The 21,997-nt window shown below is 64.4% G+C and carries 21 protein-coding genes; all 21 read right to left on the reverse strand.

Annotated features, from left to right (window positions below; all coding sequences use genetic code 11):
* Positions 1–35: 35 nt before the first annotated feature.
* Entirely contained in the window at positions 36–1,394 is a 1,359-nt protein-coding gene (locus SZ64_RS00050) for an MBL fold metallo-hydrolase (protein ID WP_054528948.1), read from the reverse strand.
* Between the two features lie 78 nt (positions 1,395–1,472).
* On the reverse strand, positions 1,473–2,504 hold the full coding sequence (locus SZ64_RS00055) for a ribose-phosphate diphosphokinase (protein ID WP_054528949.1): 1,032 nt from the start codon (positions 2,502–2,504) through the stop codon (positions 1,473–1,475).
* Positions 2,497–5,019, reverse strand: a complete 2,523-nt coding sequence (locus SZ64_RS00060; RefSeq protein WP_054528950.1) for a heavy metal translocating P-type ATPase — start codon at positions 5,017–5,019, stop codon at positions 2,497–2,499. Before SZ64_RS00060 ends, SZ64_RS00055 begins: the two co-directional genes overlap by 8 nt.
* 69 nt (positions 5,020–5,088) lie before the next feature.
* On the reverse strand, positions 5,089–5,529 hold the full coding sequence (locus SZ64_RS00065) for a hypothetical protein (protein WP_156313355.1): 441 nt from the start codon (positions 5,527–5,529) through the stop codon (positions 5,089–5,091).
* Between the two features lie 79 nt (positions 5,530–5,608).
* Positions 5,609–5,905, reverse strand: coding sequence for a zf-TFIIB domain-containing protein (locus SZ64_RS00070; RefSeq protein WP_054528952.1), 297 nt, complete (start codon positions 5,903–5,905; stop codon positions 5,609–5,611).
* 94 nt (positions 5,906–5,999) lie between these two features.
* On the reverse strand, positions 6,000–6,608 hold the full coding sequence (locus tag SZ64_RS00075; RefSeq protein ID WP_054528953.1) for a cation transporter: 609 nt from the start codon (positions 6,606–6,608) through the stop codon (positions 6,000–6,002).
* Positions 6,598–7,095, reverse strand: a complete 498-nt coding sequence (locus SZ64_RS00080) for an SRPBCC family protein (RefSeq protein WP_054528954.1) — start codon at positions 7,093–7,095, stop codon at positions 6,598–6,600. The genes SZ64_RS00075 and SZ64_RS00080 overlap by 11 nt, the downstream gene beginning before the upstream one ends.
* Positions 7,096–7,248: 153 nt before the next feature.
* Positions 7,249–10,491, reverse strand: a complete 3,243-nt coding sequence (locus SZ64_RS00085; protein WP_054528955.1) for a CusA/CzcA family heavy metal efflux RND transporter — start codon at positions 10,489–10,491, stop codon at positions 7,249–7,251.
* Between the two features lie 2 nt (positions 10,492–10,493).
* Entirely contained in the window at positions 10,494–11,645 is a 1,152-nt protein-coding gene (locus SZ64_RS00090) for an efflux RND transporter periplasmic adaptor subunit (RefSeq protein ID WP_054528956.1), read from the reverse strand.
* 2 nt (positions 11,646–11,647) lie between these two features.
* Positions 11,648–12,910 (reverse strand): TolC family protein, encoded by a 1,263-nt coding sequence (locus SZ64_RS00095; RefSeq protein ID WP_054528957.1) that lies wholly within the window; start codon positions 12,908–12,910, stop codon positions 11,648–11,650.
* A gap of 76 nt (positions 12,911–12,986) precedes the next feature.
* Complete coding sequence (locus SZ64_RS00100; RefSeq protein WP_241772932.1) at positions 12,987–13,355, reverse strand: hypothetical protein; 369 nt, start codon at positions 13,353–13,355, stop codon at positions 12,987–12,989.
* Between the two features lie 292 nt (positions 13,356–13,647).
* Positions 13,648–14,331, reverse strand: coding sequence for a hypothetical protein (locus SZ64_RS00105; protein WP_054528958.1), 684 nt, complete (start codon positions 14,329–14,331; stop codon positions 13,648–13,650).
* 17 nt (positions 14,332–14,348) lie between these two features.
* Entirely contained in the window at positions 14,349–14,753 is a 405-nt protein-coding gene (locus tag SZ64_RS00110) for a hypothetical protein (RefSeq protein ID WP_241772933.1), read from the reverse strand.
* 49 nt (positions 14,754–14,802) lie between these two features.
* Positions 14,803–16,134, reverse strand: a complete 1,332-nt coding sequence (locus SZ64_RS00115) for a TolC family outer membrane protein (RefSeq protein WP_241772934.1) — start codon at positions 16,132–16,134, stop codon at positions 14,803–14,805.
* 73 nt (positions 16,135–16,207) lie between these two features.
* Positions 16,208–16,957 (reverse strand): HAD-IIB family hydrolase, encoded by a 750-nt coding sequence (locus tag SZ64_RS00120; protein WP_054528959.1) that lies wholly within the window; start codon positions 16,955–16,957, stop codon positions 16,208–16,210.
* Between the two features lie 81 nt (positions 16,958–17,038).
* On the reverse strand, positions 17,039–17,452 hold the full coding sequence (locus tag SZ64_RS00125) for a hypothetical protein (RefSeq protein ID WP_241772935.1): 414 nt from the start codon (positions 17,450–17,452) through the stop codon (positions 17,039–17,041).
* Positions 17,453–17,529: 77 nt separating this feature from the next.
* Positions 17,530–17,985, reverse strand: coding sequence for an MgtC/SapB family protein (locus SZ64_RS00130; protein WP_054528961.1), 456 nt, complete (start codon positions 17,983–17,985; stop codon positions 17,530–17,532).
* Positions 17,986–18,040: 55 nt separating this feature from the next.
* Positions 18,041–20,563: a heavy metal translocating P-type ATPase gene (locus tag SZ64_RS00135; protein ID WP_054528962.1), complete on the reverse strand. Its 2,523-nt coding sequence runs from the start codon at positions 20,561–20,563 to the stop codon at positions 18,041–18,043.
* A 3-nt stretch (positions 20,564–20,566) separates the two neighbouring features.
* Positions 20,567–21,022, reverse strand: a complete 456-nt coding sequence (locus tag SZ64_RS00140) for a hypothetical protein (protein WP_054528963.1) — start codon at positions 21,020–21,022, stop codon at positions 20,567–20,569.
* 110 nt (positions 21,023–21,132) lie between these two features.
* Positions 21,133–21,438, reverse strand: a complete 306-nt coding sequence (locus tag SZ64_RS00145; protein ID WP_082384347.1) for a zf-TFIIB domain-containing protein — start codon at positions 21,436–21,438, stop codon at positions 21,133–21,135.
* Between the two features lie 72 nt (positions 21,439–21,510).
* A complete protein-coding gene (locus tag SZ64_RS00150; RefSeq protein ID WP_054528965.1) occupies positions 21,511–21,972 on the reverse strand; it encodes an SRPBCC family protein in 462 nt (153 codons plus the stop codon).
* Positions 21,973–21,997: the final 25 nt, after the last annotated feature.

A 21,997-nucleotide genomic window follows, 5' to 3' on the forward strand; every position in this document is an offset into this window, starting at 1 on the left:
CGGCCGCGCGGCCGACACGATGTCCTGTCGTTCCGTCACAGCTCAAACACCTGGTCCTGGCGCGGCACGACGGCATCCCATCCCAACTCGCGGTCGATCCGCCCCCGCAGGGCTTCGGACGCATCGGCCTCGCCATGCACGATGAACACGCGCGCTGGGGCTTTGCGGAATCCGCCGAGCCACCGCATCAGCTCATCGGCGTCGGCATGAGCCGAAAGCATCGACAGCTCGTCGACCTCAGCGCGCACCGAAATCCACTGGCCATGGATCTTCACTTCGCGCGCGCCCTGCGACATCGCCCGTCCCCGTGTTCCCGCCGCCTGAAAGCCGGAAAGGAGGATGAGATTCTTCGGATCGGGCGCAAACGCCTTCAGATGATGAAGAACACGGCCGCCCGTCGCCATGCCGCTTGCCGAGATCACGACCTTGGGCCACTCACTGGCCGAAATCGCCTTCGATTCCTCGACCTCGCGCGTATAGGTGGCGATGGTGCAGACTTCATCGCACTCGCCGGATGTCAGCCGATGATCGTCATGATGGGCATGAAGCAGCCCGGTCGCTGCAATCGCCATCGGACTGTCCAGATAGATCGGGACATGCACAAGACGCCCCGCGCGCTTCAGCTTCCAGAGGTGGTAGAGCAAGGATTGCGCGCGGCCGACCGCGAAGGCCGGGATCACCACTGTTCCGCCGCGCTGCACCGTGCGTTCGATCACGGTGCCCAGCGCGTCGGTGGCGTCCGCCGGATCGTGTGTGCGGTTTCCATAGGTGGATTCGATCAGCACATAATCGGCTTCGGCGATGTATGCCGGATCGAGCATGACCGGATCGCCATAGCGTCCAAGGTCGCCCGAACAGGCGATGCGGCGACCGGCCCATTCGATTTGGGCGACGGCCGCCCCCAGGATGTGACCTGCGCGGCGAAAGGTCAGCCGGGCACCGCCCGGCAGTTCGGCCGCGTCGTCAAACGGCACGATCGAAAAGGCTTCGATCGCGCGTTCCGCGTCGCGCACACCATAAAGCGGCAGCGCGGGCTTGTGTTTCGAGAAGCCCTGGCGATTGGCGAAATCGGCGTCTCTTTCGTTCAGGAACCCGCTGTCCTTGAGAATGAGCCGCGCTACATCGCATGTCGCGGCCGTTGCGTAGATACGGCCGCGAAACCCGTCCCGCACCAGCTTGGGCAGATAGCCCGAATGATCGAGGTGGGCGTGCGTCAGCACAACGGCATCGATGCTCGACGCCTTGACCGGCAAGTCCTGCCAGTTCAGCTCGCGCAGATTCTTGAGGCCCTGAAACAGCCCGCAGTCGATCAGGATGCGCGTGTCGCCATGGGTGAGAAGATGTTTCGAGCCTGTGACGGTGCCGGCACCGCCGAGGGACGTAAGCGTCAACATGATAACCACTCTGCCTTGAGGATGTAGGAAGGGCGCGCGCCTGTCTCTTGCGCCGTGTTCAGCGAGGCGGGCATCGTCTCAATGTCCCCCGGTCGTCCACGAAGGGGGATCGCTCGCCGGGAACGAATCCATGCCCGCAAGATCCACTTCATCGACAGGTTCAGGCGGCCGCCTGTGACGGATCAGCTCGCCTTCAGCGGATATGTGGGCTGCGAGACCGCGAGCCAGCAGCGGCGCGAGCGCGATTGCGTTGCTGGCATGGGGAACGCTGTCGGTCGAAACGATCCGGCTGCAAAGTGGCGACAGACGCTCGAAGGAATCCTCCGCGAACACGCCATGCACCACCACGACGACAGGCGGGGCAAAACCCTGCAATGCTATCTTGCGCGCCGCCTCGATCAGCGTGCGTCCGGAGGAAGCGATGTCGTCGACCAGCACGGGTTGCCGCCCGCGCCAGCCAGTAAGGTCCGGCAGTTCGACATCCACATTGCGGTCGCCATGACGGATTTTCCGCAGCACTGCATAGGGCGCGCCCACGCGGTCCGCGATCGCCGATACCCATTGTTCGCTTTCTTCGTCCGGACCGATCAGAAACGGTGCCGTGACTTCGGCGGCGATCCAGTCGGCCAACGCGGGAGCCGCCTGCAAGGCATCCGCCGGAATAGCATATAAGGGCGAGAGCGCCGGATAGCGGTGCAGGTGCGGATCGACAGTGACGAGACGATCGAAACTGGACGATACAAGCCGCGCGAAGCTCTGCGATGTTACCGCCTCGCCCGGCAGGAAGCGGCGATCCTGGCGCATATAGGCGAGATAGGGCGCCACCAGCGTCACCTCGCGCGCGCCAAGCGCGCGCGCTGCATCGGCCGCAAAGACGAGGCGCAGGAAGCCTTCATCGGGCCGCGCAAGCGTGCAGACGAGATCGACGGCCTTTCCGGCAACATCATCGAGCAGCCGGACATAAGCCTCGCCATCGGGAAAGCGACGGGTTTCCAGTGTGCCGAGCGGCCAGCCCCCTGCCCTCGCCAGATGCTCCGCCAGGGCTTCATTGCCCGGAAGCGGGAAAATCACGCGGGACAGCGATCGATCCGTGTCAGGCGTTTCAGTCATTGGTCTTGTCCCGATAGGCGAGCAGGCGCAGCGCGTTGAATACCACCAAGAGCGTCGAGCCTTCATGGACCGCGACCGCCGGACCAATGCCAAGTCCGAGAATGGTCGCGGGCACGAGGAAAGCGACAATACCGAGGCTCACGAACACATTCTGGCGGATCACCGATCGCGTGGTGCGGCTAAGACCGACCGCGAACGGCAGATGCGACAGATCGTCCGCCATCAGCGCGACATCAGCCGTTTCCAGCGCCACGTCGGACCCTGCCGCCCCCATCGCCACGCCGACCGTCGCGGTCGCCATCGCGGGCGCGTCATTGACGCCATCCCCGACCATCGCGACCTTGGTTTCGGCGCGCAGCTTCTTGATCGCCTCCACCTTGTCCTCCGGCATGAGATCGCCCCATGCCTCGTCGATCCCGACTTCACGCGCGATCGCTTCGGCCGCCCGTTGATGGTCGCCGGAGATCATAATCATCCGCTTGATGCCGATTTCGTGCAGCCGTTTGAGCGCGACGATCGCCGTCTCGCGCGGCGTATCGAGCAGGCCGATTGCGCCAAGATCGCGGCCATCGCGCTGCACGACCATGCTGGTCTGCCCGCCCTCGCGCAATTGCTCGACGGCCTGTGCCATCGCCGGGGACAGCGGTGGTATGCCATCGGCGCCGAACATGCCCGGCTTGCCGATCAGGACTTCATCCTCCCCAACCACGGCCGAGACGCCGCGCCCCGTGAGGCTTTTCAGGCTCTCCGCCTTCGGAACCGGAAAGTCCCCGACATGATCGCGACCGTCGCGCGCGATCGCCTGCGCCAGCGGATGATCGCTCAGGCTTTCGACCGCCACCGCGATCGCCATCAGCTCCTGCTTGTCCACGCCCGGCGCGGTGATGATTTGCTGGATGCGCGGCTCGCCCTTGGTGAGCGTGCCGGTCTTGTCGAAAGCGATCGCATCGAGCGAGCCGAGCAGTTCGAGCGGGGCGCCGCCCTTGACGAGGACACCGCCACGCGCCGCGCGAGCGACGCCGGAGAGGACCGCGCTGGGGGTGGCGATGGCCAGCGCGCAAGGGCTGGCCGCCACCAGCACAGCCATCGAACGATAGAAGCTGTCGCGGAACGGCTCGTCGACCACGACCCAGGCAAACAGAAGCACCACCGCCAGAACGAGGACGAGCGGCACGAACGCCCGCTCGAAGCGATCGGTGAACCGCTGAGTCGGCGACTTCTGCGTCTCCGCCTCGCTCACCATCTTGACCACCTTGGCGAGCGTGCTTTCGCTCGACAGGCGCGTCACCTCGATTTCGATAAGACCGCTGCCGTTGATCGTCCCGGCGAACACGCGGCTTGCAGCATCGACCCGCTCAGGATTGGCGCGCGCCGCCGCATCGTCCATGACGGGCTGCTTGTCGACCGGAATGCTCTCGCCCGTTACGGGGGCCTGGTTGATGGCGCTGGTGCCCTTGACCACGAAGCCATCGGCCGCAACCCGCGCATCGGGCTTGACGATCACGGTATCGCCGACCTTCAGTTCATCGACGGAGATTTCTTCAGTCGTGCCGTCGGCTCGCCGGACCGTGGCGGTGCGCGGTGCCAGTTCGGCCAGCGCCTCGATCGCCCGCTTGGCGCGGCCCATCGCATAATGTTCGAGCGCATGGCCGAGGCTGAACAGGAACAGCAGCAGCGCGCCTTCGGCAAATTCGCCGAGCGCGGCGGCGCCGGCGGCCGCCACCAGCATCAGCGTGTCAATCTCGAATTTCCTGAGACGAAGATTGTCGATCGCCTCGCGCAGCGTGAAGAAACCGCCGAAGCCGTAAGCCCCGATATAGAGGGCCGTCGGCAACCACGCGGGCGCTCCGGCAACCAGCTTTTCGATGGCGAAGCCGATCGCCAGCAGCGCGCCGCAGGTCAGCGCGAAGATCAGTTCGGTGTTCGGGCCAAGGAAAGCGCCATGATCGTGATCGTGACCATCGCCTTCCTTGTGCGCGGCCTTTTCGTCATGCCCGCCGGGGCCGTGATCGTGACCGGCATGGGCATCCCTTGGCGTAGCTTCGGGAACAGGCGACACCAGCGACCGCCTGGTCTGCTTGACGCCCAACCGCGACAGTGCGCCAAGAATGTCCTTTTCGGACACCTGTTCCCGATCGAACTCCACGCGCACCATGCCAGCGGCATTGGCGTCGGCTTCCAGCACACCCGGCAAGGCGCGCAACTGCTCGCTCACCGTGCGGGCCTTGCGTTGATGGCCGATCCCCTTCACCGGCCACAGCGCATGGCCGTAGCGTTCGGCAAGGGCGGCCCCTGCCCCGCGCGCGATGTCGCGGATACGCGAAAGCGAGAGGATGCCCGGATCGTAGTGGATGCACAGCAGCGCGGGCTTGTCCCCTTCCGCCGGAACGATATGCGCTTTCTCGATCCCCGGTCGCGCCGCGAGATTGGATGTCAGACGCGCAACGCAGGCGTCATTGGCGTCCGGAATGTCGGGAAGGACAAGCGGGATGTCGAGCTGGATCTGTTCGGTCATGAATTTTCCTCTGTTGCATCGATCTCGTTCAGCGCCCGCGCCGGGGATAGGGCGCGAGGCGGTGCGAGATCACGGAGGCGGTCGCCCGTCCCGTTCCTGGCCGGGGCCGTCGCGGCGGCAGACCTGCGATCCGGCATCGGGCCGTATGACCACGATCGACCCGTTCGAGATCGCGAGATTCATGGTGTCGCCAAAATAGGTGACGCCGGCGGCGGGAGCGGTCAGGCGCTCGGCTTTGCCATCAGGCAAGATCGCGAAATCGATCGTCAGGCCGTTGCCGACAAAATCGACCCGCACTTTCGTTCCATTCCCGCATGTGAAGATATGCGTTCCGGCGAGAGGAAGCGAGCGGTCGTCCTTGTCCGCATTGCCATCGGGTGAACATCCCGTGTTGGCAACCAGCATGAACATACCGGCCGCCAGCGCGAGAGCGCGCCGCCGCTGGGGCCACTTTGAACGGGGCACGCCACTGAAAGGCAGCGGCGTGCGATCTTTCGCCGTGAACGCCAAGGCAGGGCGTTCACGGCGCGGACCCTTCTCGCACAAGCACGCAAGGGGGCGATGGGCTTGTGGGGGGCCAATCCTCATGTCAGTCGAACAGCTCCTCGAAGAAGCTCTTGCGTCGGCGGCGCTTGTGGTCGCCGTAGCCGTAATCGCCTCTGTGGCTGTCGTGGCCGCGATCGTATCCGCCGCGCGACGGAGGGGGCGGAGGGGGCGCTGTTTCGGCGACGCCTCGCTCAATGATCTTGTCGAGTTCGCCGCGATCGAGCCACACGCCCCGGCATTGCGGGCAATAGTCGATCTCGATGCCTTGCCGCTCGCTCATGACGAGATCGACCTTGCAGACAGGACAGGGAAGCCCCTGCTTTGACGCGCGTTCTACCATGCGTAATTCCTTCTTCCTGAGAGAATTGACGATGCGGCATGAAACAGCGCCGCATCGGGCTGCGAATTTCGGGCGGGGGCGAACGCCGGTCCGGTCATGGCGCGGCCTCCGCGTGCTGGTCGGCTTCGGCCCGCGCGTCCTTCAGGATTTCGATGCCGCCCTTGATGGCGATGAGCGCCGTCAACACGCCGACGATAAGGTCCGGCCAATTGCTGCCGAGCCACAGCACCAGGCCGCCCGCGACAAGGATGCCGCCGTTCGATATGAAATCGTTGAAGCTGAAGGTTGTCGCGGCGCGCAGCGCCACATCGGGCTTCTCCAGGCGCTGAAGCAGCTTGAGGCAGATAAAGTTGATGACGGCCGCCGCCGCCGACATCAGCATCATCGTCGAGCCGATCGGCTCGCTGCCGTAGATGTAGCGCCGTCCCGCATCGACGAGGATTCCGCCAGCGAACAGCAGCAACATGATGCCCGACATAGTGGCGGCGCGGTTTTTCCAGACCGCGGCGCGGCCGAGCGCGATCAGGCTCAGAAGATAGACGAGAGCATCCGACAGATTGTCGACGCCGTTGGCGATCAGCGCGCTGGAATCGCCTGCCAGCCCCGTCCCGAAGAAGGCCAGCGATATGCCGAGATTAAGCAGCAGAACGATCCACAAGGTCCGATGCTTGGCGCCGCCATCGACGAGGCATTCATCCGTCATTGTCCGTCCTCCTGGCTTTCCGCGCCCGGCGGCGATGGCGGTTCAGTCCCGCGTCACCACTACGCAAATCCTTTTTGAGGTAGCTTAGGAAGGCCAAATCCTGAGCGCGCAGGGTGCCCCCAAATGTCCGGCGGAACAGCTTGCCCACCAGCTTGCCGGCGAAACTTTCGAACGCGATCTCGTGCCGGATCTGCGTTCCTGTCCCTACCGCTTCGAGTTCATAGCTCTCGCGGAATACAGCGCCGCCGCCGATGCCGATGCTCCATGCGATGAGGTGGGGCTTGTCGAAGGCCGTGATCGTCGCTTCCGCGCGTGTGCGATAGCCGCGTCTGAACAACGCATAGGTCAGGTCGATTGTCCTGCCAGCGGCAGCGGCTTCCTCGAAGCGATAGCTCGGATGCCAGTATTCGTAAGCCTCCAGATCGGCGAGATGCGTCCAAACTCTCACCGGAGCCATGCTAAGAACGAATGTCGTTTCTTCCTTCATCGTCAACGCGAGCCTCTGTTCGAAGACGTGGCCGCATCCGGCCTTGTCCTGTTTGGATTTCTGTCTTCATCAGTCTCCTTCATTCGAGCGACTGCCATCGTCCCTCGGTGATGGTCGCGCGCGGCCCGATCGAACTGCGCGCGACCATGTTCATCAAGCGGGCTCGCCTGTCGGCCCCGCGGGATGCTCATCCGTCCGTTCCACGCCGATCTCGTCTCGCTCATCGTCGAGACGCCGGCCGTAGCGGGCGTAGAGCGTCGGCAGCACGAACAGGGTGAGCAGCGTGGCGGAGATGAGACCGCCGATCACCACAGTCGCGAGCGGCTTTTGCACCTCGGCTCCCGAGCCGGTCGCAAGCGCCATCGGCACAAAGCCGAGGCTGGCGACGAGCGCGGTCATGACCACGGGCCTGAGGCGCATCATCGCGCCTTCATACGCCGCCTTCGCCCGTTCCATGCCGCTTTCCATCAACGACTGGATCGATGTCACCATGACGAGGCCGTTCAGGACCGCGATACCGGAAAGGGCAATGAACCCCACCGCCGCCGAGATCGAGAAGGGCATCCCTCTGAGGAACAGCGCGAGGACGCCGCCGACGAGCGCCAGCGGAACCCCGGTGAACACGATCGCGGCATCGCGCACGCTTCCCAATGCCCCATAGAGCAGCAGGATGATGAGCGCGAAGCAGGCCGGGACGACAAGCATCAGCCGCTCGCTCGCGGACTGAAGGTTCTCGAACTGTCCGCCCCAATCCAGATATTGCCCGCTGGGAAGCCGCACCTGGCTGGCGATCGCCGCTTCGGCATCGGCAACGACCCCGGCGACATCACGACCACGCACATTGGCCTGGACCACCACGCGCCGCTTGCCGTTCTCGCGGCTGATCTGGTTGGGGCCATCGGTGACACCGATGTCGGCCACGCTTTGCAACGGCACGAACCCGCCATTTGCTAAGGGCACCGGCACCTGTCCGAGAGTCTGGAGATTGGCGCGCGACACATCCGACAGGCGGATCGTCACCGCAAACCGCCGGTCGCCCTCGAAGATCATCCCCGCATCGCGCCCGCCGATCGCGGCGGACACGGTGTCCTGCACGGTCTGCGCAGTGATGCCGAGCCGCGACATGATGTCCCGCTTTGGCCGTATATCGAGCATCGGCAGACCTTCGGTTTGTTCGACCCGAACGTCCGCCGCGCCTTCGGTCTGACGCAGGATCGCGGCGATTTGGTTCGCGGTCGCATTCATGGTGTCGAAATCGTCGCCGAACACCTTGACCGCGATGTCGCCGCGCACACCGGCGATCAGCTCGTTGAACCGCATCTGGATCGGTTGGCTGATCTCGAATGCGCCGCCCGGCACGCCTTCCAGCACCTTTTCGACCTTGGCTATCAGCTCCGCCCGCGACAGGCGGCTGTCCGGCCACTCGTCTTTGGGTTTCATGATGATGAAGGTGTCGGAGATATTGGGGGGCATCGGATCGGACGCGAGTTCGGCCGTGCCCGTCTTGGAAAAGACGAACCGCACCTCTGGTAGCTTGGCTATCTCCCGTTCGATGCGCGACTGCATCGCCTGGCTTTGATCGACCGAGGTGCCGGGAACGCGCAGAACCTGCGCGGTCAGGTCGCCCTCGTCGAGCTGGGGCAAAAACTCCTGGCCCAAAAAGGAGAAGGTCAAAAGCGCCGCGAGGAAAGCGCCCACGCCAACGCCCATGGTGAGTGTCGGACGTTTCATCGCCTTGTCGAGGCCCGGCTCATATTTGCGTTTGAGCCACGACATGATCCGGCCTTCCTTCTCCTCCACCGGCTTCGACAGCCAGATGGCGAGCATCGCGGGCACGAAGGTCAGCGACAGCACGAAGGCGCAGACGAGCGCGATGATGACGGTCATCGCCATCGGCGTGAAGGTCTTGCCTTCGACACCGCTCAGCGTCAGCAGCGGCACATAGACGAGGATGATGATCGCCTGCCCGAACACCGATGGCCGGATCATTTCGCGCGCCGCGCGGGCGACCGAGTTCAACCGTTCTTCGACCGTCAGATTGCGGCCAAGATGATGCTGGCGTTCGGCGATACGTCGCAGCGCGTTTTCGACGATGATGACCGCGCCGTCGACGATCAGCCCGAAATCGAGTGCGCCGAGGCTCATCAGGTTCGCCGACACGCCGCCGCGCAGCATCCCGAAGCTGGTCATCAGCATGGTGATCGGGATCACCAGCGCCGCGATCAGCGCCGCGCGGAAATTGCCGAGCAGCAGGAACAGCACGACAATGACGAGCAGCGCGCCTTCGGTGAGGTTCTTCGCCACCGTCTTGATCGTCGAGTTGACCAGCGCCGTGCGGTCGAGGACGGGCTGGATCACCACGTCCGTCGGCATCGAGGCATTCACTTCATCGAGCCGTTCCGCGACCGCCGAGGCGACCGTGCGGCTGTTCTCGCCAATCCGCATGATCGCGGTGCCGACGACGACTTCCTTGCCATTCTCGGACGCCGAGCCGTAACGGATCGCCTGTCCAAGCCGGACCTGCGCGACGGAATCGAGCCGGATCGGCGTGCCCTCGCGCGTGGCGATGACAGTGCTGGCCAACTCGCCGATATTGCGGATTCGGGCATCCGAGCGCACCGCCAGCCCTTCGCCGCCGCGATCGACCACGCCAGCGCCGACGCCGACGTTGTTCGCCTCAAGCGCCTGCGCGAGATCGGTAAGGTTCATGCCGAGCGCAGCAAGGCGCTGCATGTCGGGGATCACCTGGAACTGCTTTACATAGCCGCCGATCGAATCGACGCCCGCCAGACCTTCCGTGCTTCTGAGCAGCGGCGCGACGATCCAGTCCTGCACCGTCCGCAGATAGGTCGCCTTGTCGGCTTCGGTGACAAGCCGGTCGCCTTCGGGGGTGATATAACTGCCGTCCGGCTGAATACCCGGTTGACCGGGCTTATGTTCGTCGCCCTTGCGATGTTCGAGGTGGACAGTCCACATATAGACTTCGCCCAGCCCCGTCGCGATCGGCCCCATGGTCGGGGTTGCGCCTTCAGGCAGGCTTTCCTCCGCCACGCGCAGCCGTTCAGCGACCTGCTGCCGAGCAAAGAAGATGTCGGTCGATTCGGTAAAAACCGCCGTGACCTGCGCGAAGCCGTTGCGACTGAGCGATCGGGTGTATTCAAGGCCCGGAACGCCCGCGAGCGCGTTTTCGATCGGAAAGGCAATCTGCTTTTCAACCAGTTCGGGCGAGAGTGCCGGTGCGGTGATGTTCACCTGCACCTGATTGTTGGTGATGTCGGGAACGGCGTCGATCGGCAGGCGCGACAGCGCCCAGCCTCCGATGACCATGGCGATCAGCGTCATGAGCAGCACGAACCAGCGCCGCTCGACGGATAATGTGACGATACGGTCTATCATGATCAGTGCCCGTGCTCCGCTTCGCCTTTTCCAAGCTCAGCCTTGAGAGTGAAGCTGTTCGGCCCGGCAAGCTGTTCATTGCCGGCCAGGCCCGAGGTGACGACCACATTGTCGCCGCTGGGATTGCCGAGAGTGACGGGCACGGCCTTGAAGCCATGATCGGTGCGGACGAACACTGTCGGTCGCCCTTCCACCGTCTGGATCGCGCTTTGCGGGACCAGCACCGACCCCGCGCCGCCGCCGGGCAACTGGATCGAAGCCGTTACCGGCTCCCCCACGCGCCATTGGCCCGAACGGTTGTCGATCACCGCGATCACCGTGGCGAGGCGCGTCGTCTCGTTGAGGATCGGCGAGACGAAATCGACCCGCGCCACCGTCTTGCGATCACCAGCAACGATCTCGATCTCGGAACCGGGCCGCACCTTCCCGGCATCCGCTGGCGATAGGGCCAGCGTCACGGCGACCCGCGAAAGGTTTGCCACGCGGAACAACTCAGCATCCGCCGCGACTGTTTGCCCAAGCGTGACGCTGCGCGCCACTACCTGCCCAGACAACGGGGAGGCGACGGCGATCCGGTTGAGCGTCCCGCCGCCGCCGCCGGCGGCTGCGACCTGCTGTTGAGCAAGACGCAAGGCAATGCGCGCTTCAGTCGCCGCCGTGCGTGCAGCGATCAGATCCTGTTCGGGCGAAACCCGCTCATTGAACAGCCTTTGCTCGCGGCGCAGATTAGATTCGGCGAGCGACAACCGTGCCCGCGCCGCTTCGATCTCGGCATTGAGCGATGCGGCTTCGCGGCTTTCGATGATGGCCAGCGTCTGTCCGCGACCGACCGTCTGGCCAAGATTGCGCGTAAGCGAGACAACGCGGCCGCCGATCGCGGCGGACACGACCTGCATCCCTTGCGGATCGCCTTCGATCGTCGCGGGCAATGTCAACGCGCCGCCACCGCTGCGAATGGCGCGCACCAGTTCGATCCCGGCAGTCTTGATCTGCTGGGGAGTCAGATCGATCTCGCCCTCTTCATCTTTATGCCCCGCTTCTTCCCCGGCGGCGGCATTTTCAGCTTTCTCCTGCGCGGGATCGCCGCCGGAGCATCCCGCCATCAGCAATGCAGCAAGAGTGAGCGGCAGCGCCGCCTTGATGGTGCGTTTCATGGTCAATTCCCCTGAAGATCGGGCGCGCGAACGGTCAGCCGTTCAAGCTGCGCCTGTGCGCTATGATAGTTGAGCAGCGCGTCGATCGCGGCGCGCCGGGTTTCGGAGAGCGTGCGTTCGGCATCGAGCAGTTCGAGTTGCCCAAATTTGCCCTCGCGATAACCGATGCGGGCGATGCGCGCGGCTTCATCCGCCGCCTGCAACGCAGGACCGCTCGCCGTCGCGGCAGTCGTCGCAGCATTGGCGGCTTCGGCCTGTGCGCGGGCAATGGCCTGATCGACCTCGATCGCGGTGACACGCTGCTGTGCCTCCGCGCGCAGCCGTTCCGAGGATGCCTGTGCAACCGCTGCCCGGCCATTGTTGAACAGGGGCAGAGGAATGGAAATGCTGAACAGCGCCGCCGTATCGCCGGTGTCACGCATATAGCGCGCCCCAGCGCCTACGGTCAGATCGGGAACCCGCTGCGCCCGCGCGAGCCGCACACCGGCATCGGCAATCGCCAGATCGGCTTCGGCCGCCGCCATTGCCAGCGTGCCCGCGCTCTCGATCTCCTGCATCGGACCATAGGCCGCGCGCACATTGGCGAACCACCCGGTATCGAGATTGCCCGCGACAGGCTGGCCGATGATCCGCGACAGCGAATAGCGGGCCACTTCGACAAGGCGCTGTGTCCGCTCGACTTCGGCATCCGCGTTGATCCGGGCCACGTCGGCGCGCTGGACTTCGATGGGCGAAGCGCGCCCCGCCTGCACACGGACCTGAGCCGCGCGCAGCCCTTCCGCCGCGATGCGGGCCTGGTCGCGCGCAGTCGTTACTCTCTGCTGCGCCGCAGCAGCTTCGGCATAAGCCTGGATCACCGACAGCCGCAAATCGGCTTGCGTGATCGCCGCCTGGATAGCCACGCGTTGCGAGCGGGCGTCGGCGACCCCGATCCGGGCGGAGCGTTTGCCGCCCAGCTCGATCGGCAATGCGAGCGATGTTGTCGTTTCAAGGCTTTCGACTCCCCGATAGGGGCCGCTCCCGGCGACATTCTCGGCCTCGACCGTGATGCCGGGATTTGGACGCAGGCCCGCGACGGTGCGGGCGGCCTGCGCCGCGCGAATATCGGCTTCGGCCGCGTCAAGCGTTGGCGATGTCGCCCCCGCCATCGACAATGCCTGGTCAAGACTGAGGGTTGCGCCCGCCTCCACGGGCGGCGCGGTCTGCGCCTGCGCGATCGTGGCGCAGGACGCCGCAGCCAATGCGGCTGCGATCAAACGGTGCATGATAATAAATCCTGAACTGAGACGTGTAGAATCCGCCGCCCTGCACACTCAGGGCGAGGACATCGTTACCGCTCAGTCAGACGATAGGAGGGCGCAATCCGGGTGTGGATTCGCGCGGCAAGAGTGCCGCAACCTGCAAAAAGGGATAAGCGCGTTGGAGCCGCACGACCATCTCATCCGCTGGGGCGTTTCCGAGCATCAGGGAAGACGCGCCATGGCAGCCATGGTGCTCGAACGCCGCCTTGTCCGAATCGCCGGATGACGGTTTGCTGCTTTCATTGGATTCGGCGCGAACCGTTCCACAGCATTCGAGCATGACAACACCGGGGAGTTCGCGCGCGTGCACGACCGTCGTTGTGACGAGCGACGCCATCATCAGGCAAATGACGAGGAACCCCTTGCGGAACATGGCTAGCCCGATAATCGAGATGAGCCGCTGTGTCACGCGTAAATCGGCAATCCGCGCGATAAATGGAGCAACCTCATTTATTTGTGCTCGAAAGCCCAGTGTCTCGGGCGACCTGAAGAGCGCTACTGTTACGGAATTGAAAGAATATCGCTGGTGTTATGTAATAACCTATCGTTATGTTTGCGATACTTCGAGATTCGAGTCGTCGAATATTGGCTTGTCTCACGCGGCAATCACCACCTCGATACCGTCAATGCGATGTCGTCGGCACGGCACCGATCTCAATGTTGTTTTGGCCGATGATCTATTCTCTCCCTTGGCCGCGCACTCACATAAGCTCCTCGATGATGAGCAGTCCAAGGAAGCCTGCGAAGAACATGCCGCTGATGAGTGGACTGTCGGGCCTTTCGTGCGCGTCCACCAGCAGCTCTTCGGTGACGAGATAGAGCAAGGCCATCAGACCAAAGCTCAGGAAGGCGATGATGAAGGGTTGCGGCAGCACCGCCACCGGCGTCGCGAGAACCGCGCCGACGGGCAGAAGGAGACCGATCGCCGCCACGATCGCGACCACCTTCCAGGCTGCACGCACCTTCTCGCGAAGGTCGCTCGTGACGGTCACGCCGAGGAACATCACCTCCAGCGTAAGCGCGATCGTCAGCAGCAGGCCCGCTTTCTCGCCGGCGAGAAACGCGAGGCCCAGCACCAGGCCGTCGACAAGAATGTCGATGGCGACGGCGCCCACCATCGCCAGCGAGCCCGTGGCTCTTTCCTCCAGTGCTTTCAGCAGCAGCATGGCGCCGACGCCGATCGCGCCGCCGATAAGCGTCGCGACCGGAGCGGCATCATGCTTGATCTGCGGCAGAATTTCGGTCGCCGCCGCTGCGAACACCACGCCGGCGGCAAGATGCTGCATGGCGCTCACAAAGCTCGGGCCGGGTGTGCGCAACAGCGACAGAAGCGCTCCGGCGACGATAGCCGTGACCGGAACGATCGTATAGGCGAGCACTGGCATCAAAACCCCTACGGTCCTCAGGCCCGCGTGCAATTGCGCGAAGGCTTTCCTGTCTCGCGAACATCGATGTCCTTGCCGGAAACGGTAAGCGTCATGCCATTTCCGGTATAGGCGCTGTCGGCGGCGGGAGCGGTCAGCCGAACCGAGGGACCGGCAGATCCCAACCTCACATTGATCGACAATTCGCCCTTGAGAAAATCCACGTAAATGACGTCGCCGCCGACACACCGATAGGTATGGCTTGCAACGATCGGGGGCGGCAGCGCCACGGGCCGAGCCTCTGTCTCGTTCTTGCCCGATCTACCGGCCGTGTCGGTGTCGGAGCATCCCGACAGCAGCGCGGCCAGAGGCAACACCAGCAGAAGGCTTCGTGACAGGGCGATGCGGCGCGGAAAGTCACTATCCTTGAAGGCATATATCACAGCAATCTCCTTTCGATTAGGGAGCGCAGACGCCGGTGCCGGATCGCGGTCATCGGAATCCGGGCTCGAACAGTGTGCCGCCAAACAGATTGAGGTCGCGTGCTTCGGCCCGCCCCATTGCCGCCAGCAGCGTGAATCCGGCAACATAGGCGTCGCGCTCAGCCGTGACGAGCTGGACGCGGCTGTTGAGCAATTCCTGTTCGGCGTTGAGCACGTCGAGGACATTGCGTGTGCCTACACTATTTTCCGCCCGAACGCCCTCAAGCGCGAGCGTGTTGGCCGCGATCGCAGTCTTGGACGACTGGATCACCGTTTGCGCGGCCAGATAGCGCGAATAGGCGGCGCGCGCTTCGGCAACGACGCGCCGTTCGATGAAGACGATCTGCTCGATTGCCTGGCTTTCCAGCGCCGTCGCGCGCCGCACTTGGGCAGCGGGCAGGCCCCCTTGATAAAGCGGGATCGTCGCTGAAAGCCCGACGGTCGCCGTGGTTTGAGCTTGCTGGAACACGCGTCCGGGGATATTGCCCGCGAGCGTGCCCAGATAGTTGTTGTAGCCGCTGCTTCCCACGAGCGCGAGCGTGGGCAGGCGCGAGGCGGCTGCGACACGGACGTCATAGCGCGCCGCCCTGGCATCCGCCTTGGCCGCGATGAGCTGAGGATTGTTTTCGACGGCGATGGCGACGGCATCGGCAGGCGATTGCGGCAGACCCGGCAGCGCAGGCGGTGGCTCAAGCTCGCGCGCGGGCAGACCGACAAACCGGAGATAATTTTCCAGACTGGTATCGAGTTGCGCGAGCGCCGTTTCTAGCTGCCCTTGGGCGACGGCGAGACGCGCTTCCGATTGCGCAACATCGGTGCGGGTCAGATCCCCAACCTCGAAGCGATCCCGCGTGACCTGAAGGTTGGTTTCGAGGACCGCAACATTGCGGCGGTTGAGGCCCACGATCGCCTCATCGCGCATGACGTCCATGTAAACCGAGACAATCGCAGTGAAGAGATCGGCTTCGGTAAAGCGCAGGTTCGCGCGTCCCGATTCCACCCGCGCATCGGCCGCGCGGATCGCATTCTTAACGCGGCCGCCCTGATAGAGCGGAAACGACAGGTTGGCGTTCGCGCTCGCGGCCCGCAAGGGCGCGGAAAAGCTGTTGGCCGACCGGACGACAAATTCCTGATAATCGGCGGTCGCGCTCAATGCCGGGCGCCCCGCCGCCTTTGCGATCGGCACGCCTTCATCCGTGGCGCGCAAGCCAGCCCGCGCCCCGGTCAGGCTGGGGTTGGTGCGATAGGCATGGATCAACGCTTCGCGCAGGGTTTCGCCATGAGCGGGGCTCGCCGCAACCAGCGGCAGGGCAATCCAGATCAGCCTTGGGAATGCGTTCATTGCTTATCTCCATTGTTTCGCGAAAAGCAGGCAATCGCGCGGCTTTGAGCACGGCGAGCACCGGCAGCGAGGCTCAGCGCTTCAAACATGCGATGATCGCTGACATGACGGCCGCGGTCTCATCGACATCGCGCACCTTCACCACGTCGACCCCGACTTGCGCGGCGGGATAGTCGTTGCCACCGGGATAGATCGCATCGCCGAGGAACAGCATTCCAGCCAGCGGCACCCCGCTTTCTTCGCTCAGCCGCTTCAGACCGTAGCCTTTGTCGACGCCTTCGCGCGTCACGTCGATCGAAGTGGTGCCGCCAAGGTTGACCGACAGGCCCGGCAGCGCCGCGCGCAGCGCTAATTGGAGGGCAGCGCGCTTGGCGCGGTCCGGGTCCCAGCCCTCTTTCGCTCGCAATGGTGCGTGCTGGCCCAGGCCAGAGAAGGTAATCTGGCTTCCCCGGTCCTCGATCCGTTCCCCCCAGGTCCGCTCATCGGCGAGTCCCACCGCCGACAGCGCGCGGTCAAAGGCCGCACGGATCGTCACCTTCTCCGTTTCATCGAAAAGCTCGGCATAGACCGCGCGCCACTCGCCGTTGATGAAGCGATAGAGCTTGGTGCCCGTGGTCGGCATCAACCATAGTCGCTCGCGCGCTGCATCAGCCGGTAATCGCGCGGCGACCTGCCTGTGGAATTGCGGCCAGTCACCCCCCGAGATCACCGCGACGTCCGCCAAAGCGAGCAGGCGAGCAAGCAATGCCGCCATCTCGCCCGACAAGGGGCGCTTGCTCTCGGCAAGGGTTCCGTCAAGATCGAAGGCGATCAGCCATTTCATGGCGCATCGCCTTCCGGGGCATGATCGGCGAGGAGTGGGCAGAGTATCGCTGACATCAGATATTTTCTCGGAACAGGCCCGTCATCGCAGCCATTCGACGACCGCGACGAAGACCAGGATGATTGCTGTGACGCTCGCCAGGACCAGCCTTTCCACGCGTGGATCGCCGACATTCCTTATGCGCGCTGCGACCTGCCAGGCTGGCCGCATCGGGACGCGCCAGGACCCGGAGACGATCCGGTCCAGCTCGGCGTCCGACAGACCGAAAAATGCCTTCACATCACCGCGCGCACGGCTCTTCAGGCCCATGACGCGCAGGATCGGATCTTCCCATGCGACATCGATCGCGCTCGGGATCAATGGCCCGCGCTGGTCCCCGCCGGCCCATGATGGCGAGAGAAGCCCGATAGTCTGGCAGGGATCGCGTTCCAGCAAGGCCGCCCAGCGGTCGAGCCGCACATGCCGGTCCTCCTTGCGAATTTCGAGATCGGTCACAGGCCGATTGGCCCGAGCCCGATCGACCAGAACCCGCAAGCGCCGCTTCAAGCGGACGTCGGAGGACCAGATATGCTTCACCGACTGTCCGATGCGCCCGTGTCGTCATGAGTCGCGCGCTTGAGCGGACGCGAGCAGCGCAACGTCAGGAAAGTGGTCAGGCTGAGCACCAGCGCGATGTCGTAAAGTCCGTAGCCGACCGCCGCGCCCAGCGCGCCGGTCGCCCACAGGCTGGCGGCGGTCGCCGTCCCCGACGCTTTCCCGCCATGCTTCAGGATTGCACCGCCGCCGATAAAGCCGACGCCGGTAATCAAGCCCTCCAGCAGACGCGCTTGCGCCGGCGAGGTGCGCCCGAGAATGGCGATGCCGACGAGCACGAAGCCGCAACTGGCGATCGCCACCAGCGGAAAGGTCCGAATGCCGGCGCTGCGTTCATCCTTCTCGCGATCCCAGCCCACCGGCAGCGCAAGGGCATAAGCGATCGCCAGGCTGAAGATGTGCGTGAGGGCTTCGGACCACGGTGGAAAGGTCATTGGGAAGACCCCATCCAGATTGGGAGGGTTTCGCAGAACGCAGCCACGGGTCTGTTCATCGCCGTCCCTCCGCATCGCGATAGGCCAGCAACCGGAGAGCGTTGAACACGACGAGCAACGTCGATCCTTCATGGACCGCGACCGCCGGGCCAATGCCAAGTCCGAGGATCGTCGCCGGGACGAGCAGGGCGACCACGCCGAGGCTGACGAAGACGTTCTGCCGGATCACCGAGCGCGTGGTGCGGCTGAGTCCGACCGCAAACGGCAAGTGCGACAGATCGTCGGCCATCAGCGCGACATCGGCCGTCTCCAATGCGACGTCGGAACCCGCCGCGCCCATGGCGATGCCGACCGTCGCCGTCGCCATTGCCGGTGCGTCGTTGACGCCATCCCCGACCATCGCGACCCTGGTTTCGGCGCGCAACTTCTTGATCGCCTCGACCTTATCCTCCGGCATGAGATCGCCCCACGCCTCGTCGATGCCGACTTCCCTGGCGATGGCTTCAGAGGCGCGCTGATGGTCGCCCGAGATCATAATCATCCGCTTGATGCCGATCGCGTGCAGCTTTTCCAGCGCGGTCCGGGCCGCTTCGCGCGGCGTGTCGAGCAGGCCGATCGCGCCCAGGTCCTTGTCACCGCGCCGGACGACCATGCTCGTCTGGCCGCCTTCACGCAGCTTCTCGATCACGGCCGTCATCTCGGCCGACAGCGGCGCAATGCCGTCGGCGCCGAACATCTCGGCCTTGCCGATCAGGATTTCATCCTCACCGACAAGGGCTGAGACGCCGCGACCCGTCAGGCTCTTCAGGCTTTCGGCCTGCGGGATGGAACGGTCTCCGACATAATCGCCCCCGTCGCGCGCGATCGCCTGTGCCAGCGGATGATCGCTCAAGGCTTCGACCGCGACGGCAATGGCCATAAGCTCCTGCTTGTCCACGCCGGTCGCCGGAATGATCTGCTCGATGCGCGGCTCGCCGATAGTGAGCGTGCCGGTCTTGTCGAAGGCGATGGCGTCGAGCGAGCCGAGCAGTTCGAGCGGCGCGCCGCCTTTGACAAGCACGCCGCCCCGCGCGGCGCGGGCAACCCCGGACAGGACCGCGCTGGGGGTAGCGATCGCCAGCGCACAGGGGCTCGCCGCCACGAGGACGGCCATCGCGCGGTAGAAGCTGTCGCGGAACGGTTCGTCGACCACCACCCAGGCGAACAGCATGAAGAAGGCAATGCCGAGCACGATCGGCACGAAATATCGTTCGAATTTGTCCGTGAAACGCTGCGTCGGCGACTTCTGCGTTTCGGCTTCGCTCACCAGCTTGACGACCTTGGCGAGCGTGCTGTCGCTTGACTGGCGCGTCACCGCTATCTCGATAAGCCCGCTGCCATTGATCGTGCCGGCAAAGACCCGGCTCGCGGCATCGACTCGATCGGGATTGGCGCGCGCGATCGCAACATCCATCACCGGGCGCTTGTCGACCGGCATACTCTCGCCTGTCACCGGCGCCTGGTTGATCGCGGTGATCCCCTTGACGACGAAGCCATCGGCCGCAACGCGCTCATCGGGCTTGACTACCACGATTTCGCCAACCTTGAGATCTTCGACCGCCACCTCACGCGTGCTTCCGTTCGCGTCACGGACCGTCGCGGTGCGCGGCGCAAGCTCCGCCAACGCCTCGATCGCCCGCTTGGCCCGCCCCATGGCGTAATGTTCCAGCGCGTGACCGAGGCTGAACAGGAACAGCAGCAGCGCGCCTTCCGCAAATGCCCCCAGCGCCGCCGCGCCTGCGGCCGCAACCAGCATCAGCGTGTCAATCTCAAACTTGCGCAGCTTCAGATTGTCGATCGCCTCGCGCAGCGTGAAGAGACCGCCGAAAAAATAAGCCGCGACATAAAATGCCGTCGGCAACCAACCCGGCGACGCCGCGACCAGCTTCTCAACGGCGAAGCCTGTGCCGAGCAGAGCGCCGCACGCCAGCGCGGAGATCAGCTCCGTATTGGCGCCGAAGATGCCGCCATGTGCGTGTTCATGGTCGTGCGTCTCGCCGGCACCATGGTCATGGTCGTGGACCTCGCCGTCGGCCGCGTGATTGTCGTTGACCGGACGGGCCGCGGCGGCCTGTTCGGTGTCCGGGGCAAGGGTCCGGAGCCGCACATTCATCGCGGCAAGGCCGTCCTTGAGGGCATCTTCATTCGTCAGGGAGCGGTCGAACTCGACCCGGACCACGCCCGCCACATTGGCCTCAGCCTCAAGCACGCCGTCAATAGCCCGGAGCTGGTCGGTGACGGTCCGCGCGCGGCGCTGGTGTGTGATGCCTTCGACGTCCCAGCCTACATGGCCGAAGCGTTCGGCGAGATCGGCTCCCGCAGCCTTGGCCAGCTCGCGAATGCGCTGGAGGGAAACACGGTCGGGCTCGTAATGGATGCACAGCTTCGCCGGCTCGCCGCCAGACGGCTTTATGGCATGGATCTCGTCAACGCCCTCCCGGCTTTCGAGCGAGCCGATCAGCCGCGTCACGCAAGCATCCGCGACGTCGGTGACATCGGGCAGCAACAGCGGAATATCGAGCCGAAGCTTTTGGATCATCGCTCATCCTTTCTGGAATGGTGTGGCGGCGCTGTCGCCGCCGGACGGACGCGGATCAGGGGACGCATGAGGATGCTCGCTTCCCGTGCGGTTCGCCCGCTGACAGGTGCCGGCCTTCGCATTGGAGCGGATCACGGTCATCCTGGCGCCGTCCGATAGCGCCACATTGACGTTCTCGCCGACGAACGGGACGCCGCTGGCGGGCGCGGACAGCCGTTCCGGCGCACCATTCGGCGGCGATCTAAGATCGATCGTCAATCCGTCGTCGAGGAAATCGACTTCGACCTTCGACCCATCGGAACAGGCGTAGAGGTGACTGCCGATCGGCGACCGGACGAACGCGTCCTTCCGCCCGGACCTGTCGCCGCTGTCAGACTCGGCCGAACAGCCCGACAGGCCCGTCGCTCCCACCAGTGCGAGAGCGCCCAGGGCGAGACGGAAGCGAGACGCCCCGCTCATCCCGTGCCGTCCGCTTCGGATTCGTTCGCCATGGACGCAGGGGGACGCCCATGGCGCGGGCCGTTCTCGCACGTGAGGGACTGGTCTCGTGGGCGGCCGATCCATGCAGCTCAATCGAACAGATCCCGCAGAAAGCTTCTGCGACCATGCCGCCCGCGCGAGCCATGACCATGACCGTGGCCATATTCATGGCCACGTTCGTCGCCGTAGGAGCGCTCGTCGCGGGCGCCGGACGGCGATCCACTCGCGGTCCCGGCAAGGCTGCGCTCGATGATCTTGTCGAGTTCGCCCCGATCGAGCCACACGCCCCGGCATTGCGGGCAATAATCGATTTCGATGCCTTGCCTGTCGCTCATCACGAGATCGACGCGGCAAACGGGACAGGAAAGTCCTTGATGGGCTGGATTATCGACCATGATTTGCTCCTGCTTTTGAACGGAAATTATGGGCGTTCTGGCCGCGGCCAGCAGACGCCAGCGTCTCTTCGGCTAAAGCCCGCGTCTTGGCTGGGAATATCGCGCGATGGTGGTCGCGCGCTTGAGATGCGCGGCGAGCGACCTGTCGGTCAGCATGAGAACATTGCGCAAGCCGCGCCTGAACAGCGGCCAGAACAGGAAGGCCAAGAATCCGGTGCAGCACATGCCATGCACCAGATGAGTGCCTTGCACTTCCTTGGCGACGACAAAGCTCTCCTCGATTTCGAGCACCCACCGAACCCCGACACGCCAGGCGATGATCCGCTGGCGGTCGAGCTTCGAAATCTCGGTTTCCACTGTGAATTGTTCCGCGCCCCGCCTGCGATAGGTGTAGGTGATCTTGCGGGGCTCGTCGGAATCGCGCTTGAGGATGACGAACGGATGCCAGTCCCGATAGCGATCGACGTCCGCGAGCAGCCGCCAGACCCGCGCCAGAGGAACAGCCAGATGGAGGGAATGGTCGACGGTGAACATGGGAGAATCCCTTGTGGCCGACACG

The sequence above is a fragment of the Erythrobacter sp. SG61-1L genome (assembly GCF_001305965.1).
Lineage (GTDB): Bacteria > Pseudomonadota > Alphaproteobacteria > Sphingomonadales > Sphingomonadaceae > Andeanibacterium.

Coding starts and splice junctions, on each gene's coding strand:
- SZ64_RS00050 (WP_054528948.1), bottom strand. CDS start 1,394: ATGTTGACGCTTACGTCCCTCGGCGGTGCCGGCACCGTCACAGGCTCG.
- SZ64_RS00055 (WP_054528949.1), bottom strand. CDS start 2,504: ATGACTGAAACGCCTGACACGGATCGATCGCTGTCCCGCGTGATTTTC.
- SZ64_RS00060 (WP_054528950.1), bottom strand. CDS start 5,019: ATGACCGAACAGATCCAGCTCGACATCCCGCTTGTCCTTCCCGACATT.
- SZ64_RS00070 (WP_054528952.1), bottom strand. CDS start 5,905: ATGGTAGAACGCGCGTCAAAGCAGGGGCTTCCCTGTCCTGTCTGCAAG.
- SZ64_RS00075 (WP_054528953.1), bottom strand. CDS start 6,608: ATGACGGATGAATGCCTCGTCGATGGCGGCGCCAAGCATCGGACCTTG.
- SZ64_RS00080 (WP_054528954.1), bottom strand. CDS start 7,095: ATGAAGGAAGAAACGACATTCGTTCTTAGCATGGCTCCGGTGAGAGTT.
- SZ64_RS00085 (WP_054528955.1), bottom strand. CDS start 10,491: ATGATAGACCGTATCGTCACATTATCCGTCGAGCGGCGCTGGTTCGTG.
- SZ64_RS00090 (WP_054528956.1), bottom strand. CDS start 11,645: ATGAAACGCACCATCAAGGCGGCGCTGCCGCTCACTCTTGCTGCATTG.
- SZ64_RS00095 (WP_054528957.1), bottom strand. CDS start 12,910: ATGCACCGTTTGATCGCAGCCGCATTGGCTGCGGCGTCCTGCGCCACG.
- SZ64_RS00105 (WP_054528958.1), bottom strand. CDS start 14,331: ATGCCAGTGCTCGCCTATACGATCGTTCCGGTCACGGCTATCGTCGCC.
- SZ64_RS00115 (WP_241772934.1), bottom strand. CDS start 16,134: ATGAACGCATTCCCAAGGCTGATCTGGATTGCCCTGCCGCTGGTTGCG.
- SZ64_RS00120 (WP_054528959.1), bottom strand. CDS start 16,957: ATGAAATGGCTGATCGCCTTCGATCTTGACGGAACCCTTGCCGAGAGC.
- SZ64_RS00130 (WP_054528961.1), bottom strand. CDS start 17,985: ATGACCTTTCCACCGTGGTCCGAAGCCCTCACGCACATCTTCAGCCTG.
- SZ64_RS00135 (WP_054528962.1), bottom strand. CDS start 20,563: ATGATCCAAAAGCTTCGGCTCGATATTCCGCTGTTGCTGCCCGATGTC.
- SZ64_RS00140 (WP_054528963.1), bottom strand. CDS start 21,022: ATGAGCGGGGCGTCTCGCTTCCGTCTCGCCCTGGGCGCTCTCGCACTG.
- SZ64_RS00145 (WP_082384347.1), bottom strand. CDS start 21,438: ATGGTCGATAATCCAGCCCATCAAGGACTTTCCTGTCCCGTTTGCCGC.
- SZ64_RS00150 (WP_054528965.1), bottom strand. CDS start 21,972: ATGTTCACCGTCGACCATTCCCTCCATCTGGCTGTTCCTCTGGCGCGG.